This window comes from Streptomyces synnematoformans (assembly GCF_039531005.1).
GTDB classification, from domain to species: domain Bacteria; phylum Actinomycetota; class Actinomycetes; order Streptomycetales; family Streptomycetaceae; genus Streptomyces; species Streptomyces synnematoformans.
In genome coordinates, this window is sequence record NZ_BAAAPF010000197.1 from 1 (window position 1) to 13,829 (window position 13,829).

The following is a 13,829-nucleotide window of genomic DNA, read 5'->3' on the forward strand; positions in this document are numbered from 1 at the left end:
GTTCCCGCGCCGAGCGCCGGCGCGATCGGCGACGACGGGGTCGAGCGGCTGCGTCACGGCCTCCGGCGACAGCGCCGCCGCGTCCGCCGCGGCCAGCTCCACGATCTCGTCCCGGTCGTACGGCGCGGCGTTCAGCACGGCGATGTCCGGCCGGCCCGGCCCGTCCGCGCCGCCCAGCGCCGCGACCGCCGCCGCCGTGAGGCCCGCCAGCTCCTCGGCCACCGCCGCGTACGTCTGCGCCGCCTCCCGGTGCACCCACGCGATCGACGACCCCGGCAGGATGTCGTGGAACTGGTGCAGCAGCACGGTCTTCCAGATCCGGTCCAGCTCCTCGTACGGGTACGCGTACGCCGGGTCCGCCAGCGCCGCCGCCGTCGCCCACAGCTCCGCCTCGCGCAGCAGGTGCTCGCTGCGCCGGTTGCCGCGCTTGGTGTCGGCCTGGCTGGTGTACGTGCCGCGGTGGAACTCCAGGTACAGCTCCCCGGACCACACCGGCGCCACCGCCCCGTACTCCTCCTCGGCCGCCGCGAAGAACTCCGCGGGCCCGGCCACCTCCACCCGCGGGGAGCCCTCCAGCGACCGCAGCCGGCGCGCCTTCTCCAGCATCTCCCGCGTCGGCCCGCCGCCCCCGTCCCCGTACCCGAACGGCACCAGCGACATGCTCGCCCGCCCCTTGTCGGCGAAGTTGCGCTCGGCGTACGCCAGTTCGGCGGCGTGCATGGTGGCGTTGTACGTGTCGACGGGCGGGAAGTGGGTGAAGACCCGGGTGCCGTCGATGCCCTCCCACCAGAAGGTGTGGTGCGGCATCTTGTTCGTCTGGTTCCACGACAGCTTCTGCGTCAGGAACCACCGGATGCCCGCCAGCCGGGCGAGCTGCGGGAACGCCGCCGTGTACCCGAACGAGTCCGGCAGCCAGACCTCCCGGGTGTCCACGCCGAACTCCTCGGCGAAGAACCGCTTGCCGTGCACCAGCTGGCGCGCGAGCGCCTCCCCGCCGGGCATGTTCGCGTCCGACTCCACCCACATCGAGCCGACCGGCACGAACTGGCCGGCGGCGACGGCGGTGCGGACGCGCTCGTAGACATGCGGCTGGTGCTGCTTGACCCAGGCGTACTGCTGCGCCTGCGAGCAGGCGAAGACCAGCTCCGGATAGTCCCCGGACAGCGCCAGTTCGGTGACGTTCGCGAACGTCCGGGACGCCTTGCGCACGGTCTCGCGCAGCGGCCACAGCCAGGCGGAGTCGATGTGCGCGTGCCCGGTGGCGTACGCCCGGTGGGCGCTGGCCGCCGCGGGCCGGGCCAGCGCCGGGGCCAGCTCGGCGCGGGCGGCGGCGGCCGTGCCGGGCACGTCGTGCAGGTCGAGCACGTCGAGCATGCGGTCGAGGGTGTGCAGGATGTCGTGGCGGCGGCCGCGGTCCGCGGGCAGTTCGTGCATCAGCTCGGCGAGCACCTCGATGTCGAGGACCAGGTGCCACACGTCCTCGTCGAGCACGGCGAGGTCGGCGGAGCGGAAGGTGTACAGCGGCGCGTCGCCCGCGGTGCGCAGCTCGCCGAGCAGGGTGGGCGTGAAGTCCTGGAGGACCGCGGGGTTCGCGGCCGCCTCCAGCAGCAGCCGTACGGGCTCGCCCCCGGCCGCGGGGGAGGCGACCGGCACGTGGCGGTTGCGCGGGTGTACGCCCTTGACGGGCACGCCGGCCGCGTCGTACACGAGCCCCTCGGCCTGGAACCCCGGCATCTCCGCGCCGAACCCGGGGTCGATCACGGCCTCGACGCGCCGCCCCGCCCAGCCCGCCGGCACGGTGCCGGTCAGCCGGAACCAGCTGGTCGACCACGGCGGCCCCCACCGGGTGCCGACGGCGAAGGGCTCGTACTCCTCCGGGGGGACCTTCAGCGCCTCGTCCGCCGGCACCGGCTCGCCGGGGCGATGCCACACCGACAGCTCCAGGGGGACGCGTTCGGTGTACTGGGCGGGGCGGATGAACTGGCGCAGCGCGCGGTCCAGCCGGCCCTCCGCCAGCAGTCGGTCGTCGTGCATCGCGGCTCCTCACAGTCGTGGCTGTGATCTGCCTAACCCGCGCACGGCCGACCGGGCAAGAGGACCCGCCTCCCCGGCCGCTTCTCCGGCGGCCGGGGAGGCACCGTCAGCGCAGCTGGTTCTCCATGGCCGTGAGCTTCTGCTCCAGGGTGTCCAGCGGGGCCGCCAGCTCGTCGTCCTGGACGACGGGCCCCGCGGCCGGCCGGGCGGGCGGCGCCTTGTCCGGCTGCTCCGCCACCGGCGGCCCGGCGACCGCCGGGCGGGACCGCAGCGGCAGCTGCGCCGGCTCCGGGACCGGCTCCGGCGTCAACGCCACCGGCGCCTCGGCGCGCGCCGCGGTCAACTCGCCCGGGGCCAGCGCGCGGTGGTGCTTGCCGAGGGCCTTGAGCCGGGCCCGCTCCAGCCGGGCCTGCTCGCGCTCCTCGGCCCGCCGGCGCGCCTGCTCCCGGCGGTCCTGGCGCACCTCGTCGACCGCCTCGTCCAGTGTGCTCACGCCTTCGAGCAGCATCAGCGACCACGCCCGGAACGTCTCGCGCGGCGCCCGCAGCCAGCGGACGAACCGGATCTGCGGCAGCGGCCGCGGCACGAGCCCCTGCTCGCGCAGCGCCGCCCGGCGGGTCTGCTTCAGCGCCCGGTCGAAGAGCACCGCGGCCGACAGCGACATGCCCGCGAAGAACTGCGGCGCGCCCGCGTGCCCGGTGCCGCGCGGCGCGTGCACCCAGTTGAACCAGGCCGCCGCGCCGGCGAACGTCCACACCAGCAGCCGGGAGCCGAGCGCGGCGTCGCCGTTGCTGGCCTCGCGCACGGCGATGACCGAGCAGAACATGGCGGCGCCGTCGAGCCCGAAGGGGACCAGGTACTCCCAGCCGTCCGACAGGCCGAGGTTCTGCCGGCCGAAGCCGACCAGGCCGTGGAAGGAGAGCGCGGCGGCGACCGCGGCGCAGCAGAAGAGCAGGAGGTACGCCAGCGTCCCGTACATCGCCTCCTTGCGGCGGCGGCGCTGTTCTGCGGCCTCCCGGGAGTCCGCGGGCTCGTCGGCCCGCTGCCGGCCGCGTACGACGACGGCGACCGCCGCGAGCACTCCGAACAGCAGCACGGCGGCCGGGACGGCCCAGTTCAGCGGTATCCCGTTCAGTCCCATCGGATGTCCCTTGCCTCGGCCTGTGACGCGTGACTCGGGCACCGATACTCGCGGAACCGCACCGCGATTCCGGAGGAAACGAAAACAGCCACTCAAAGGGGTGGCTTGTGCGCTAGGAACTTGCGGCGAGGCGGGCGACGCGCTCCGAATCGCAGGTGCGGGGGCAGGTGACGCAGGTGTCCTCGGGCCGCAGCGTGTAGTACATGCAGCAGCTCGCCCGGTCCCGGGTCGCCAGGGGCTGCCCCGCCGGGCCGGCGAGGGTGCGGAAGGCGGCGCCGCCGGCGTACGGGGCCGTGGCCGGCCCGTTCCCCGGCAGGAGCCGCGCGGCCTCGGCCATCGCGCGCTCCTCCTCGCCCAGCAGTTCGCCCAGGTACCACAGCCCCTCGACGACCTCGTCCGTCGCCATCCCCCACAGCGCCCGGGGACCGCGGCGCATGCGCGGCCCGAACGCGGCGAGCACCGGCTCCAGATGCTCGGCCACGGCCGCCCGCACCTCGGCGCGCAGCGCCTCCTCGCCGGGGACGACCCGGGCGCCGGGCAGGCCGGCGTCGGGGTCGTCCGGCAGGCAGGCGAACCCGCCGCCGCGGACGGCGACGCGGGTGCGGCTGCCGTCGTCGTTGCGGTGCAGCGCCACGGCGGCCACGGGGACCCGGGGCACGCGGCGCAGCAGGAACCAGGGGACGGTGACCAGGAGGCAGGCGGCCCAGGCGTAGCGGTGCAGGCCGAAGCTGGCCACGACGTCGGCGCGGGCGTCCTCGCCGTAGGTGCGGCGGACCTGTTCCGCGTCCCAGGCGAGGTACCCGTCGAGGGCCTCGCCGCCGGCGGCCAGGTCCGCGGCGGCCACCCAGCCGGGGGCGGCGGGCAGCGGGTCCGCCGGGCCGAGTTCGGTGACGGCCAGGAACGGCAGGACCTCGCCGAGCCGCGCGTACGCCGCGGTGACGGGCGTGCCGGCGCGCCGGGCGGGCCGGGCGTACGGGGCGCGGGCGTCGTCGAGCGGCTGGGGCACTGCGGGTGCGGACATCGGTGCGGCGACCACCCTGGGCTCGGCGGGGCGTGGCGTGTTCTCGACCCGTCGACGGGCTGAGGTAAGCCTAACCTTAACCGTCTTGATCCCGGGGAGGGCAAGGGGTACCGGGTTATCGTGTGGCGCGGCAGGTCCTAGGATGCGTACGTCTGTGGCGAATCGGGAGAAAAAGTGGACCAGGCGGCGCACACGGCGCACACGCCGGGGGCACCGGGCGACGCCCGCGCGCCGGCCCGGGTGCGCCGGCACTCCGTACGCGACCAGGTGCTCGACGCGCTGCGGACCGCGATCCGCGGCGGCGAACTGCGGCCCGGCGAGGTGTACTCCGCACCCGCGCTCGGCGAGCGGTTCGGCGTCTCGGCGACGCCGGTGCGCGAGGCCATGCAGCAACTCGCCGCGGAGGGCGCCGTGGAGATACTGCCCAACCGCGGCTTCCGGGTGCTCGCGCCCAGCGCCCGCGACCTGGCCGAGCTGGCCGAGGTGCGGGCGCTCCTCCTCGTGCCGCTGCTGCACCGGCTGGCGGCCGGGCTGCCGCCGGAGCGCTGGCTGACGCTGAGCCGGCTGGCGGGGGACGACGCGGAGTTCCACGAGGCGCTGGTGGCCCTCTCCGGCAACCGCCAGCTCGTCCGCGTCGCGGGCGAGCTGCGGGCCAGGGCCCGGCCCCCGGCGGCGTCGCAGGCCCGCCGGCAGGCGCTGGTCGACGCGCTGACGGCGGGGGACGCGGCCGCGGCGGAGGCCGTGCTGCGGGAGCTGCTGGGCGCCCCGGAGCGGCCCTGACCGGCCGTACGGACCGCCCCCGGGCCCCACCGGCCCACCGGCCCGGCGGGCGCGCGCCGGGCGCTACGCCCGCAGCAGCCAGGCCAGCGCCGCCGCCCGGTGCTCGTTCCCGCCGCCCTCGTGGCCGTTCCACGGGTAGACCTCGATGTCCTTCGGCCCGCCCCAGTGGTTGTACGACGCGAAGACCGTCGACGGCGGGCACACCTCGTCCATCAGCGCCACCGAGTACAGCGCCGGCACCCGCGCCCGCGCCGCGAAGTTGAGCCCGTCGAAGTACGACAGCGTCCGGAACACCCGCTCGTCCGCGCGCCGCTGGGTGGCCAGGTACAGGACCAGCTCCTGGTACGGGTGCTTGTCGGTGATCGTGACCGCCCGGCGGAAGTGGTTGAGGAACGGCACGTCGACCATCGCCGCCCGCACCCCCGGGTGCAGCCCCGCGACCGCCGTGGCGATCGCGCCGCCCTGGCTGCCGCCGCTGACCGCGATCCGCTCGCCGTCCACCGCCGGGTGCGCGGCGGCGGCGTCGACGGCGCGCACCGCGTCCGTGAACACCCGGCGGTAGTAGTACTCCTCGGGGTCGAGCACGCCGCGGGTCATGAAGCCGGGCGCCTGCGCGTTGCCCGTGCCGTGCGGGTCGGGGGTGGAGCCGGCGTTGTTCCGGTGGGCGGCGCCCTGGCCGCGGGTGTCGACCACGAAGACGGCGCGGCCGGCGGCGGGCCACAGCAGGTGGTCGTGCGGCAGCCCGCGGCCGCCGCCGTAGCCGATGTAGTGCATGACGCACGGCACCGGCCCGTCGGCGCCCCGCGGCAGGACGAGCCAGGCGGCGATGCGGTGGCCGCCCCAGCCGGCGAAGGACACGTCGAGGACGTCGACCGCCGTCAGGTCCGTCGCGTACGGGCGGAACTCCGGAGCGGCGTCCGCGGCGGCCCGGGCCTCGGCGAGGGTGCGGGTCCAGAAGTCGTCGAAGTCGGCGGGCTCGTCGCGCTCGGGGCGGTAGTCGCGCAGTTCGTCGAGGGGCAGGTCGAACAGGGCCATGCGGGTCCTCCGGTCCGTCGTGACGGGGTACGGGTGCGGGTGCCGCGGGCGGCGTACGGGCAGGCGTGCGGCCGTACCGGACGGCGGCGTACGGGACGGCGGTGCGTACGGGCGGCGGGGTGCGGGCCCCGCGTTCAGCCCGCCGGCGGCGGGCCGGTGGACTCGCGCACCGTCAGCGTCGTGGCCAGCTCCACCTGCTCGGGCTGCGCCGCCCCGCCCTCGCCGTGCAGCCGGAGCATCCGGAACGCCGTCGCCGCCATCGCCTCCAGGGGCTGCACGACGGTGGTCAGCGGCGGCGCCGCCCACGCGGCCACCGGGGTGTCGTCGAAGCCGGTGACGCTCACGTCCGCCGGCGCCCGCAGCCCCCGTCCCGCCAGCGCCTGCAGCACGCCGAACGCCTGCGCGTCGTTCGCCGCCACCACCGCCGTCGGCGGCTCGGGCAGGTCCAGCAGCGCCAGCGCCGCGGCCCGCCCGTCGGGCGCGAAGAAGCCGGCCCGGCGGATCAGCGGCTCCGCGACCGGCAGCCCGGCCGCCAGCAGCGCGGCGCGGTAGCCGTCGAAGCGGGCGCGGGCGGACCAGGTGGTCAGCGGCCCGGTGACGGTGGCGATGCGGCGGTGGCCCAGCTCGATGAGGTGGCGGGTCGCGGCGAGGCCGCCCTGCCAGTTCGTGCAGCCCACGGAGCGTACGCCCGCGCCCGGCTCCGCCGGCGGGTCGATGGTGACCAGCGGGATGCGCTTGGCCGCCAGCCGTCCGCGGGTCTCGGGCGCCGGCATCTGGTGGACGAGCAGGACGCCGTCGCTGCCCCGCGCCATGATCCGCTCCAGGGTGTGGCGCAGCACGTCGGCGCTGTCCGGCACGCTGTCGATGACGATCCGGCAGTCGGCCTCCGCGCCGGCCTCGACCGCGCCGGTGACCAGCGCGTCCGCCCACGGGCTGTTCAGGCTGCCGATGACGAGGTCGACGACGCCGGAGCCGCGGGACGGCCGGTAGCCGTGGTCGGCGAGCAGCCGGGCGATCCGCTCGCGGGTGGCGGGCGCGACGTCGGTGCGGGCGTGCAGGACCTTGGAGACGGTCGACACCGAGACACCGGCGCGGGCGGCGATGTCGCTGAGGGTGGCTTGTTCGGGAGGCATCCGCGTGTCCTTTTCGAAAAACTCCGGCCAGCCTGCAAGCCGAGTTCCGACCCTGTCAAGGGTGTTGACGGAGGTCGGACCGGCTTCTAGCGTCGGTGGGCGAGCGAAAAATTGTCGAAAAGATGACCGCGGAGGAGACCATGAGCCCGTCCCTGGGCGTGCAGCTCTACACCGTTCGCGAGGAGATCGCCGCCGACCGCCCCGGCACCTTCGCGGCGCTGGCCGGCTTCGGCTACCGCCTGGTCGAGTGCTACGACGTGCTGACCGACCCCGAGGCGCTGCGCGCCGACCTGGACGCCGCGGGCCTCGCCGCCGGCTCCGTGCACGCGCACGTCCTCGCCGACCCCGAGCGGGCCGAGGCCGCCTTCCGGGGCGCCCGCACGGTCGGCGCCGACACCGTCTTCGTGCCGTACCAGCCGCCGGAGCGGTTCGCCGACGCCGACGCGGTGCGGGCCGTCGCCGGCGAACTGGCCGAGGCCGCCAAGCGGGCTGCCGGGCACGGCCTCGCGCTCGGCTACCACAACCACGAATTCGAGCTGGCCCAGCACGTCGGCGGCGTCCCCGCGCTGGAGGTGCTGGCCGACCTGCTCGCCGGCCAGGACGCCCCGGTGCAGCTGGAGGTGGACACGTACTGGGCCGCGGTCGGCGGCCAGGACGTGCCCGCGCTGCTCGGCCGCCTCGGCGACCGCGTCACGCACCTGCACATCAAGGACGGGCCGGTCACCAAGGACGACCCGATGACCGCGGTCGGCACCGGCCGGATGCCCGTCGAGGCCGTCCTCGCCGCCGGCGCGGGCGCCCGCCGGCACATCGTCGAACTCGACCGCTGCGCCACCGACATGCTCACCGCCGTCCGCGACAGCCTCGCCTGGCTGGAAGGGAAGAGCCGATGACCGCCAGGGAGCCCCTCGGCATCGCCGTGGTCGGCTGCGGCACGATCAGCGACCAGTACCTGACCAACCTCACCGCCTTCCCCGACCTGCGCGTGCTGTTCTGCGCCGACCTCGACACCGAAAGGGCCGCCGCGCAGGCCGCCGCCTACGGCGTGCCGGCGCACGGCACCGCCGCGGACGCCCTCGCCCACCCCGGCGTCGAACTGGTCGTCAACCTCACCGTCCCCGCCGCGCACCACGAGGTCGCCGCCGCGGCGATCGACGCCGGCAAGCACGTGTGGAACGAGAAGCCGCTGACCCTCGACCCCGCCACCGGCGCCGAACTCGTCGCCCGCGCCGCCCGGGCCGGCGTGCGGCTCGGCTGCGCCCCGGACACCTTCCTCGGCGCCGGGCTGCAGACGGCGCGCCGGCTCCTCGACGACGGCGCGATCGGCGCCCCGCTGAGCGGTCTTGCGCTGATGCAGACCCCCGGCCCGGAGTCGTGGCACCCCAGCCCCGAGTTCCTCTTCCGGCGCGGCGGCGGGCCGCTGTTCGACGTCGGCCCGTACTACCTCACCTGCCTGGCCACGCTCTTCGGCCCGGCCGAGCGGGTCGCCGCGGTGGCCCGCACGGGGCGCGAGAGCCGGGTGATCGGCTCCGGGCCGAAGGCCGGCACCGAGTTCGCGGTCGAGGTGCCCACGCACGTCGCGGCGCTCCTCGACTACGCCGCGGGGCCGGCCGCCTCGCTGGTGGTCAGCTTCGACTCCCCGCTGAACCGGCAGGGCTGGGTGGAGATCACCGGCACCGAGGCCACCCTCGCGCTGCCCGACCCCAACCGCTTCGACGGCGCGCTGCGGCTGCGCAAGGCGGGCGCCGACGAGTGGACGGAGATCGAGGCGAAGGGCGCCACCGCCGGGCGCGGCATGGGCGCCCTCGACATGGCCCGCGCGCTGGCCGCCGGCGAGCCGCACCGGGCCTCCGGCGAGCTGGCGCAGCACGTGCTGGAGACCATGGCGGCGATCGAGCGGTCGGCGCGCGCGGGGGAGTTCGCCGCCGTCGGGGGCACCGGCTTCACCCTGCCCCCGGCGTTGCCGGGCGACTGGGATCCGGGCGTGCGGACGCGCTGACGACCCGCCCGCGGGCCGTGGGCGGGTCGTGGGCGGATCCGGCAGTGTGGGCGGCGGTCAGCGGGACCAGGCCGGCGCCCACGTCCCGCCGGGGTCCGCCGGGGCGTGCCGCGCGCTGTGGGCGGCCACGTGGTCGCGCAGCAGGGCGAGCGCGGGGTGCGCGTTGTGCGGGTGCCAGTGCAGCAGGTGCGGGTAGACGGGGACCGGGTCGAGCAGCGGGATGCGGCACAGGTCGTGGTCGACCGGCCAGACCAGCGGGGTCCGCTCGCTGAGGAAGGTGCCCACCGTCGCGGACCCGGCGATCGTGTCGAGCAGGCTCTCGACGCCGAAGTCGGGGCCCACCGCGTCGAGGACGAAGCCGAACTCCGCGGCCATCTCCTCGTAGTACGCGGCCCACTCGGTGCCCGGCGCGTTGCCCGGCATCCAGATGCGGTGCCCGGCGAGCTGCGCGGGGGTGACCGAGCGGGCGCCGGCGTACTCGTGCGCGGGGCCGGTGACCAGCTGCAGCGGCTCGTACGTCGGGTGCCCGACGGCGATGTCGTCGGGCAGCCTCCGGCCGGGCGGCGGCAGGGTGCGGAACGTCGCGTCGATGGTCCCGTCGCGCACGGCGTCCACCGCCGGCCCGCCGCCGTAGACCGTGACGACGTCCAGCTCCACCTCCGGGTGGGCGCGGTAGAAGTCGCGCACGAGCCCCGCGGTCGCCACCCGCCGCCCGACCACGTCCACCCGCAGCGCCCGGCTCCCGGGCCTGACGGAGGCCTCGGCCCGCTCCGCGGCCCGCAGCAGGGCGCGGGCGTGCGGCAGGAACGCCTGGCCGTCGATGGTCAGCTTCGCGCCGCGCGCGGTGCGGGTGAACAGCCGCACCCCGAGGTTCTTCTCCAGCCCGGCGATGCGCTTGGAGACGGCCTGCTGGGTCAGCATCAGCTCGGCCGCCGCCTCCTGGAACTGGCCGGTGTCGGCGGCGGCGGTGAAGGTGCGCACGGCATCAAGGTCCACGCCCGGCAACCCTAGTCGCCCCGGCCCCCGTTCCCGCCCCTGTCCTCGTCCGCGTACGGGCCGAGCCCCGGCGTCCGCGGCGCCACCGGCGTCGACTGGACGATCGAGGTGGTCGTCTGGCCGTGCAGCAGGAAGCGGTCGAGGACCTCCTCGAAGGTGTCGAGGTCCGTCGCGTGCACCTTGAGCAGGAAGCAGTCCTCGCCGGTGATCCGGTGGCACTCGCTGACCTGCGGCAGGCTCCGCGCCAGCGCGGCGATCCGGGGCAGCTGCCCCGGCCCCGGCCGCACCCGGACGTACGCGGCCACCGGGTAGCCCAGCGCCGCCGGGTCGACGTCGAGCCGGTAGCCGCGGATCACCTGCGACTCCTCCAGCCGCCGCACCCGGTCCCGGACGGTGGGCACCGAGACGCCGGTGCGCCGGGCCAGTTCGGCCATCGACAGCCGGGGGTCGGCGTCGAGTTCGGTCAGGATCGAGCGGTCACGTGCGTCCACCCCTTCAGCTTCGCACGGCAGGTGCCCGTTTCGTACCCCGGAGCGGAAAGCGATCGGCCGATGCGCTTGCCGGTTCGCCATGGTTCGCGGCGGCGCGCGTTGCGACGATTCCCCCGTGACCGACTCCCCGCCCTCCCTGCGCACCTCCGGGGGCCGACTCGCGTCGGCCGCCGAGCGGGTGCCGCCGCCGGCGTTCCTCGTCTCCTCCGCCGTCTTCCACTACCTCGGCCCGGCCTGCGCCGTCCTGCTCTTCGCCCGCCTCGACGTCCTCGGCGTCGCCTGGCTGCGCATCGCCTCCGCCGCGCTGGTCTTCGCCGTCTGGCGGCGGCCGTGGCGCGACTGGCGGGCCGCGACGCCGTACCAGCGGCGCCTCCTGGTGGCGCTGGGCGCCGTACTGGCCACCATGAACTGCACCTTCTACCTGGCCCTGGAGCGGCTGCCGCTGGGGACGGTCGGGGCGGTGGAGTTCCTCGGCCCGGTGGTGCTGGCCGCGGCGGGGGTGCGGACCCGGCGGAACGCCGCCGCGCTGGCGCTGGTGCTCGCGGGCGTCGCGCTGCTCACCGACGTGCACCTCGTCGCCGAACCGCTCGGCCTGGCCCTGGCGTTCGGCAACTGCGCGCTGTTCGTGCTCTACGTCGTCCTCGGCCACCGCCTGGCGGCGGACGGCGGCGCCTCGGGCGTGGGGCGGCTCGGCGCCGCGATGCTGGTGGCGGCCGTGGTCGCGGCGCCGGTGGGGATCGCGGACGCGGCCGCGGTGGCGACGTCGCCGGTACTCCTGGCGGCGGCGTTCGGGGTGGGGGTGTGCTCGTCGGTGATCCCGTACGTGTGCGACCAGCTCGCCATGGCGCGGGTGCCGCGGGCGACGTTCGCGCTGATGCTGTCGCTGCTGCCGGCGACGGCGGCGCTGATGGGCGTGGTCGTCCTCGGCCAGATCCCGGGGCCGGCGGAGGCGGCGGGCAGCGCGCTGGTGGTCGCCGGCGTCGCGGTGCACCGGGAGCGGCACGGGGCGGCGGGGGCGTAGCCGCGCGGGCGGGCGGCGGAAGACGGCCGGAAAACGCCTGTCCGCGGCCCGCGCGTCAGCCGTCCGCCGCCGGGATCCGCCGCGGCTCCTCGCCCAGTTGCTCCGCCAGCCACGACGGCACCCCGTCCAGCAGCCGCACCAGCCGCGTCGCCTCCGCCCGCAGCCGGCCCGCATCCGGCTCCGGCTCGACGTCGGCCAGCGCCATCAGCGCCGGCGCCGTGCCGACCAGGTAGCCCAGCTCCTCGCGCAGCCGCAGCGACTCGCGGAAGCCGTGCCGCGCCTCCGCCAGATCGCCCTCGTCGGCCGCCAGCGCGGCCAGGTGCCGCCAGGTGAACGAACTCAGCAGCCGGTCGCCCTGCTCCAGCGCCCCCGCGTGCGCGCGGCGGAACGCCGCCTGCGCCGCCGTCGCGTTCCTCGTCAGGTGCTGGGCGACCAGCCCGCGCCGGAAGTCCAGCATCGGCCGGTGCGGCGACGCGGGCGGCAGCAGCGCGGCGGCGCGGCCGAGCGCCGCGCGCGCCTCGTCGGAGCGGTCGCGCTCCTGGAAGAGGGTGGAGGCGTACGCGAGATACCCGCGCTCGCACGCCGTGACCCCGCGGTTCTCCCCGTCCGTCGACAGCGCCTCCGCGGTACGCAGCGCGTCCTCCGCGCGCTCCCAGCCGGCCGCCGTGAACATGCACTGCTCGACGAGCAGCGCCGCGCGCCGCTGCGCCGCCCCGGCGTCGGTCCCGGCGGCGTCCTCCAGGAGGGCCGCGGCGTCGGCCCAGCAACCGCGCGAGCGCAGCCGCCAGATCGCCCGCTCCAGCGGATCCTCGGACATCGACGATTCCGACCGTGCCATGGCGGTATCCGCCACTCTTGCCTCCCCAACGCGCCCTCGAGCCAAGGAACAACGCAGCCCACTGTGAGTCGAATCTCAGCATGAAGTCTGCCCTGGGCCAAGGGCTCGCGTGAACGACTTCACAAGATCTTGGCCAAGGGATTGCCCGGCCGCCGGCGTGCGATCAGCCGTTCACGGCCGGGTCGCCGGCCGCATGCGCAGGGCGAGGAAGAAGTCGAGTTTGTCCTCCAGCCGGGACAGGTCCCGGCCGGTCAGCTGCTCGATCCGGCCCACCCGGTAGCGCAGCGTGTTGACGTGCAGGTGGAGGCGGGCCGCGCAGCGGGTCCAGGAGCCGTCGCAGTCGAGGAACGCCGCCAGGGTCTCCACCAGTTCGGCGCGGTGGCGGTCGTCGTACGCGTGCAGCGGGTCCAGCAGCCGGGCGGTGAACGCGCGGCGTACGTCGTCGGGGACGAAGGGCAGCAGCAGCACGTGCGAGGCCAGTTCCTCGTGCCCGGCCGCGCAGACGCTGCCCGGCCGGGCGGCGGCGACCCGGCGGGCGTGCCGGGCCTCCTCCAGAGCGCCGCGCAGGCCCTCCGGGGAGTGCACGGCGGCGCTGACGCCGAGGGTGAGCCGGCCGTCGTGGGCCAGCCCTCGCGCCAGCGGCTCCCGGACGGCGGTGAGCAGCGCCTCGGCGCGCAGCCCTCCGGCGCCCGCCGCCCCGGCCGCCTCGTCCGCACGGACTGCCCCGACTCCGCCGTCTGCACCGGCTGCGCCGGCTGCGCCGCCTGCGCCCTCCCAACCGCCCGCCGGCTCCGGCGCCCCGGGCGGCGCCACCAGCGGCACCAGCGCCACCGCCTCGCCGTCGGCGTGCGCCACCGCGGTCCGGTCCGCCGGCCGGGCGCCGGCCGCGGGCTCCCGGTGCGGGCCGGCCAGCACCTCCTCCAGCATCGCCTGCGCCACCGGTCCGCCCGGGATCCCCGGCTGCCCGTACGGGACCTCCCACTCCACCCGCGCCGCCACCACCTGCCACCGCGGCGCCGCCCCCGCCCCCGGCAGCAGCACCGGCAGCGCCACCCGCAGCCGGTCGGCGACCTCCGCCGCCTGCGCGTCGACCTGCACCAGCTCCAGCACCTCCGGCGCCAGCAGGCGCAGCGCCGCCCGCTCGGCGTCGCGGCGCTCCCGCTCCACGGCGACGAGCTGTGTGACGCCGTGCAGCAGGTCCAGCCGCTCGGGCGGCCACTCGCCGGCGTCCGCCGCCACGGCGAGCAGCCAGTCGGACAGCACGGTCTCGCGCGGGTCCCGCGCACCGCCGCCGACCGGGAACAGCGAGTACGTCGCGGTCCCGCCCGGCCCCGGCAGGA

At 76.4% G+C, this 13,829-nt stretch carries 13 protein-coding genes; 4 read left to right on the top strand and 9 right to left on the bottom strand.

The features are described 5' to 3' along the window. The 3 genes from ABD317_RS24610 to ABD317_RS24620 form a co-directional block, all read right to left on the bottom strand. Positions 1-2,034 (bottom strand): alpha-mannosidase (locus ABD317_RS24610; RefSeq protein ID WP_425582429.1); only part of this gene is annotated, 2,034 nt, incomplete at its 3' end. Between the two features lie 106 nt (positions 2,035-2,140). After that, positions 2,141-3,175, bottom strand: coding sequence for a DUF2637 domain-containing protein (locus ABD317_RS24615; RefSeq protein WP_344292090.1), 1,035 nt, complete (start codon positions 3,173-3,175; stop codon positions 2,141-2,143). A 112-nt stretch (positions 3,176-3,287) separates the two neighbouring features. Continuing rightward, positions 3,288-4,196: a (2Fe-2S)-binding protein gene (locus ABD317_RS24620; protein WP_344292091.1), complete on the bottom strand. Its 909-nt coding sequence runs from the start codon at positions 4,194-4,196 to the stop codon at positions 3,288-3,290. Positions 4,197-4,370: 174 nt separating this feature from the next. Here ABD317_RS24620 and ABD317_RS24625 point away from each other — a divergent pair, with 174 nt between their 5' ends. Then, complete coding sequence (locus ABD317_RS24625; RefSeq protein WP_344292092.1) at positions 4,371-4,976, top strand: GntR family transcriptional regulator; 606 nt, start codon at positions 4,371-4,373, stop codon at positions 4,974-4,976. 63 nt (positions 4,977-5,039) lie between these two features. Here ABD317_RS24625 and ABD317_RS24630 read toward each other — a convergent pair whose 3' ends face one another. Further along, positions 5,040-6,011: an acetylxylan esterase gene (locus ABD317_RS24630; RefSeq protein ID WP_344292093.1), complete on the bottom strand. Its 972-nt coding sequence runs from the start codon at positions 6,009-6,011 to the stop codon at positions 5,040-5,042. Between the two features lie 134 nt (positions 6,012-6,145). Continuing rightward, entirely contained in the window at positions 6,146-7,144 is a 999-nt protein-coding gene (locus ABD317_RS24635; protein ID WP_344292094.1) for a LacI family DNA-binding transcriptional regulator, read from the bottom strand. Positions 7,145-7,266: 122 nt separating this feature from the next. Between ABD317_RS24635 and ABD317_RS24640 the strand changes: the two genes are divergently transcribed. Then, positions 7,267-8,037, top strand: coding sequence for a sugar phosphate isomerase/epimerase family protein (locus ABD317_RS24640; RefSeq protein WP_344292095.1), 771 nt, complete (start codon positions 7,267-7,269; stop codon positions 8,035-8,037). Beyond that, on the top strand, positions 8,034-9,143 hold the full coding sequence (locus ABD317_RS24645; protein WP_344292096.1) for a Gfo/Idh/MocA family protein: 1,110 nt from the start codon (positions 8,034-8,036) through the stop codon (positions 9,141-9,143). Before ABD317_RS24640 ends, ABD317_RS24645 begins: the two co-directional genes overlap by 4 nt. Before the next feature lie 57 nt (positions 9,144-9,200). Here ABD317_RS24645 and ABD317_RS24650 read toward each other — a convergent pair whose 3' ends face one another. Both ABD317_RS24650 and ABD317_RS24655 read right to left on the bottom strand, forming a co-directional pair. Continuing rightward, positions 9,201-10,139: a LysR family transcriptional regulator gene (locus tag ABD317_RS24650; RefSeq protein WP_344292097.1), complete on the bottom strand. Its 939-nt coding sequence runs from the start codon at positions 10,137-10,139 to the stop codon at positions 9,201-9,203. 11 nt (positions 10,140-10,150) lie between these two features. Further along, the gene (locus tag ABD317_RS24655) at positions 10,151-10,630 is read right to left on the bottom strand and encodes an Lrp/AsnC family transcriptional regulator (protein WP_344292098.1); all 480 of its coding nucleotides are present in this window, start codon (positions 10,628-10,630) and stop codon (positions 10,151-10,153) included. A gap of 115 nt (positions 10,631-10,745) precedes the next feature. Between ABD317_RS24655 and ABD317_RS24660 the strand changes: the two genes are divergently transcribed. Next, a complete protein-coding gene (locus ABD317_RS24660; protein ID WP_344292099.1) occupies positions 10,746-11,651 on the top strand; it encodes an EamA family transporter in 906 nt (301 codons plus the stop codon). A gap of 55 nt (positions 11,652-11,706) precedes the next feature. Here ABD317_RS24660 and ABD317_RS24665 read toward each other — a convergent pair whose 3' ends face one another. Together ABD317_RS24665 and ABD317_RS24670 are read right to left on the bottom strand one after the other, a co-directional pair. Next, positions 11,707-12,489: a hypothetical protein gene (locus ABD317_RS24665; protein WP_344292100.1), complete on the bottom strand. Its 783-nt coding sequence runs from the start codon at positions 12,487-12,489 to the stop codon at positions 11,707-11,709. 171 nt (positions 12,490-12,660) lie between these two features. Continuing rightward, positions 12,661-13,829, bottom strand: a 1,169-nt coding sequence (locus ABD317_RS24670) for a PucR family transcriptional regulator (protein WP_344292101.1), incomplete at its 5' end; no start/stop codon positions are given.